We start from the raw sequence: 4,158 nt of genomic DNA, 5'->3' as shown, positions 1-4,158 counted from the left end.
GTGCCAGGGCCACCAGAATGGTTTCGCCCAGTTCGCGGCGCAGCGGCGAAGCTTCAGGCAGCTGCTGGTTGTGCTTGGCCTGCGCGCCGAGGTGGCCGACGGTCTCGCGGCCATCGGTCCAGTCGGCTGCGTCGAGCCTGCGGCGGATGTCAGCCACCTGTCCGGCGCTGAGGATGTCGGGGATGTGCAGCAGCATGCGGAAGTCCTCAGCAAGCAGACGGTGCGACCAGCGCGCGCACCTGCGGGTAGGGTGAGGCGGCCAGCTCGGGCACGATATGTGCCATGAACGCGGGACTGCCGTGCTGCAGCGCCAACTGCAGCCAGTGCACGGCCTGTTCGATCTCACCGGCCTGCAGAAGGATGGAGGCGTAGTTGGCCTGGCCGCGGAAATCGCCGGCCTCGGCCGCGCGCCGATACCAGCCCAGTGCAGCCTGCGGATCGCGACCGGTGTCCAATCCATCTTCCAGATGCCGGGCCAGCAGGTTCATCGATTTGGCGTGGCCCAGATGGGCCGCGCGGGTGTACAGCGCCAGTGCCTGTGCACGGTCCTGTGGTACGCCGCGGCCGGTGGCCAGCAGGTTGGCCAGGTTGTACAGGCCCCAGTCCAGTCCGGTGTCGGYGGCGCGCCGGTACCAGACCGCTGCGAGCGAAGGATTGGCGGTGGTGCCCTGGCCCAGCTCATGGCAGCGGCCAAGCATGTTCATCGCCATCGGCGCGCCGTTGTTGGCTGCAGTCTCGTACCAGAGCAGGGCCGCAGCAGCGTCCTGGGGCGTGCCTTTGCCTTCCATGTGCATCTGCGCCAGCAGCAGCTGTGCCTCGACCTGCCCGGCCTGCGCCGCATCGCGGACGCGCGCGAAGGCAGCCTGCGGCTCGTGCAGCAGCAGGTCGGTCAGGGCGTCGGAATCAAAGGGGATGTTGGAAGYCATGCGCGGAGTATCGCCGGAAACAAAAACGGCGGCAGGAGATCCTGCCGCCGCGTGGGTGCTGCGGGTTACATCAGAACTTCACGTTCAGTGCCAGGGTGGCCGAACGACCCGGGGCGATGCTCGCGTAGTGCGACGCGTAGGCCTTGGTGAAGTAGGTCTTGTCGGTCAGGTTCTGCACGTTCAACTGCAGGCTGATGTTGTCCTGGATCGCGTAGCTGGCCATCGCATCGAAGCGGGTGTAGCTGGGGATCCACTTGGTGTTGGCCACATCACCGTACTGCTTGTCGGAGTAGTTGGCGCCGGCGCCGACGGTCAGGCCGAACGGGAAGCGGTAGGTGGTCCACAGGGTGGCGCTGTGCTTGGCGGTGTTCGGGAACACGTTGCCGTTGTACGGCGAGGGCACGTAGATGTTGGACGGGCAGGTACGGCCGGACACGGCGCAGACGAAGCCGTTGTCCTTCAGTTCCGAATCCAGGTAGGTGTAGCCGCCGTACAGGCTCCAGGCGTCGGTCAGCTGGCCGGTGAAGCCCAGTTCCACGCCGTTGATTTCCTTCTTGCCGGCGTTCTGGCTGGTGCCGTTGTCGACGGTCACGCGCGCGTTGTCCATCACGGTGTGGAAGATCGCCGCGGTCAGGTTCAGGCGGTTGTCGAACAGGTCCCACTTGGTACCCAGTTCGAGGTTCTTGGTGTCCTGCGGCTTGAGGTCGGCCACGGCCGCGCTGAGGCCATCGGAACCATCGCCACCGTCCATGCCCGGCGGGGTGGAGGAGGTGCCGTAGGACAGGTAGATGCTGCCGTTGGCGGTCGGCTTGAAGACAATGCCGGCCTGGTAGTTCAGGAAGTCATTGTCGTTGCGCACGCGGGTCGGCGCCTTGCCGGCCACCGGGGTGGTCAGGGTGGTGGAGAAGTCGTCGTAACGCAGGCCGACGTTGATCATCCACTGCGCGTTCAGTTCGATGGTGTCGAACAGGTAAGCGGACTTGGTCTTGGTGCGCTGCTCGACGTCCAGCGCCTTGTCGCTGCGGTACACCGCATGGGTGGCCGCCCACGGATCGTTCGGGTTCGGGTTGTCGAAGCTGGTGCAGTTGTAGCCGGTGGCCGCGCCGGTGGTCGGGCACTTGCTGCTGTTGGTCAGCGGATTGTTGGTGCCCGGGGTCATCAGGTAGCTGCCACGGGTCATCTTCTCGTCGCTGTATTCCGCGCCGGCGCTGTAGCTGTGCTTCAGTGCACCGGTCTGGAAGCTGCCGGTCAGGCTCAGCTGGTCGGCGAAGCTCTTGACGTCGACGGCGCGGCTGTTGGTACGACGCCACAAGGTGCCGTAGTTGTTCGGGTTGCCCTGGCTGTCGTCMGGCTGGGTCCACAGGTAATCGTTGCTGGTGTTGCCCAGGCGCGCGATGTTGCGCAGCTTGTGGCTGCCGAAGTCGTAGCTGCCGTCCAGCGTGCTGATGTCGGCGCGGGTGCGCTGGAAATCGCGGTCCACCAGGCCGTAGTAGTTGTTGCGGTCGGGCACCATCGGGCGGCCGTCCACCCACTTCGACACCGGCGCGCCGTTCGGGTTGCCATACGGGAAGCCGCCTGCGTCGGGCAGGTCGTCGCTCTGCATGTGGTAGTGGCTGGCGATCAGCTGCGCCGGGCCGTTCAGGCCGAACGCGATCGACGGCGCGATGCCCCAGCGGCTGACGTTGGCCGCGTCACGACCGGCAATGTCCGACTCGTGCTTCATCAGGTTCAGGCGTGCGGCGATGCCATCGCCCAGCACGTAGTTGGCATCCACGGTGCCGCGTGCGTAGCTGTCGGTGCCGATGCCCATGCTGGCAGTGGTCTCGTTCTTCAGCTTCGGGGTCTTGCTGACCAGGTTGAGGCTGCCACCACCGGAGTCACGACCGCCGTAGGCCGAGCTCGGGCCCTTGACCACTTCCACCTGCTCCAGGTCGAACACTTCGCGGGTCTGTGAACCGACGTCGCGCAGGCCATCGACGAACATGTTGCTCTGCGAGTCGAAGCCGCGGATGAAGGGGCGGTCACCGGTCGGGTTGCCGCCTTCGCCGGCGCCGAAGGTGATGCCCGGGACCATGCGCAGCGCATCCTGCAGGTTGGTCGCACCGGTTTCGGCGATCAGCTTCTCCGAGACGATCGAGACCGACTTCGGAGTGTCCAGCAGCGCGGCGGTGAACTTCGGCGAGGACGGGTTGAACCAGCTGCCGCGCACCTGGACCTTGTCCAGCTCGGTGGCCTTGCTGGCGCCGGCGTCGTCGGCGGCCTGCGCGGCCAGCGGCGCGAAGCCGGCGGCGAGGGTGGCGGTGGCCAGTACGGAAACGCGAGGTGCGTACTTGCGGGTCTTGATGTGGGTCATGGGTAGGTTGGCGGTGGCTTGGATGGGGAATGAGCGAGAGCTGGCCAGCACGACTCAATGGCGCGATGGCGGCGGCGAGGTTCGGGCAGTGCCAGGCCATGCCTGGCGGCAGTTCAGACGAGGCGAGGCGCACGGCAATGGCCGCAGGGCGCCTCAGATGGCGTGCGGAGCCGGAGGTGCGTGGCCGGGATTCAGGCGCAGCGAGGGGTCGTGCCGCTGCCAGCGCAGGGCATCGGAGTGCCACAGCGGGATGTGGGCCACCAGCGCAGCGCGCGGCGGCGCAGCGCCGGTACAGGGCGTGCCGCTCTCACCGTCCAGCGGAGGTTCCGGGGCCGGCACAGCGTGGTGGGGGCATTCGTCGCTGGAAGGAGCCGGCAGCGGAGCGGCCTGGTCCATGTTGTCCAGATGCGCCTGCCAGCCGGCGTTGGCGGTGTGGCCGCCACGCCCTTCGTGCAACGCCGACCAGCCCAGCAGCAGCGTCAGCAGCGCGGCCACAAGCAGCGGCCACCCCTGACGGGCGAGCTGGCACAGCGTGGCAGTGGGCGCGGACGAAGCCATGGCGCAGGCGGAGGCGTTACGAAGATGTTACGTAGGATAACATCAACGATAATGATTCGCATGTACGGGTGTGGCAGGCCACCCGGAACGGACCCGAAAGGCCCTGGCAGGGCCCTCAGGCTGTTCCAGTAGATCCACCCCATTGGTGGATGCCTTGAACTTCAATCGCGGTCGTCGCGGGTCCAGATGGCGTCGTGTTCGCGCTTCACCGGAAACTTCGGCACTGCGGTATAGGCCGGCGCACACAGGGCGCGGCCATCACGCACGTCGAAGCGCGCGCCATGCAGTACGCATTCAACGCTGCCCTCGGCGGTGTTGAAC

The 4,158-nt window shown here is 66.7% G+C and carries 4 protein-coding genes and 1 pseudogene; all 5 read right to left on the bottom strand.

The features are described from left to right. Positions 1–196 (bottom strand): annotated as a pseudogene (locus AC1VAN_RS13630) (PKHD-type hydroxylase); the annotation flags it as partial. Between the two features lie 10 nt (positions 197–206). Beyond that, the gene (locus AC1VAN_RS13625) at positions 207–926 is read right to left on the bottom strand and encodes a tetratricopeptide repeat protein (RefSeq protein WP_480985988.1); all 720 of its coding nucleotides are present in this window, start codon (positions 924–926) and stop codon (positions 207–209) included. Between the two features lie 70 nt (positions 927–996). Further along, entirely contained in the window at positions 997–3,279 is a 2,283-nt protein-coding gene (locus tag AC1VAN_RS13620) for a TonB-dependent receptor (protein ID WP_032975842.1), read from the bottom strand. A 153-nt stretch (positions 3,280–3,432) separates the two neighbouring features. Continuing rightward, positions 3,433–3,837, bottom strand: coding sequence for a hypothetical protein (locus AC1VAN_RS13615; protein ID WP_099783125.1), 405 nt, complete (start codon positions 3,835–3,837; stop codon positions 3,433–3,435). A 161-nt stretch (positions 3,838–3,998) separates the two neighbouring features. Continuing rightward, positions 3,999–4,158 (bottom strand): Rieske 2Fe-2S domain-containing protein (locus tag AC1VAN_RS13610; protein ID WP_480985989.1); only part of this gene is annotated, 160 nt, incomplete at its 5' end.

Source organism: Stenotrophomonas sp. 05L44_2 (assembly GCF_056665995.1).
Note: the sequence above shows the minus strand (reverse complement) of the source record. Positions and strands in the feature narration are given on the sequence as shown.

Bases quoted from the DNA above. Each gene is read 5' to 3' on its own strand.
- AC1VAN_RS13615 (WP_099783125.1), bottom strand. From the start codon at position 3,837: ATGGCTTCGTCCGCGCCCACTGCCACGCTGTGCCAGCTCGCCCGTCAG.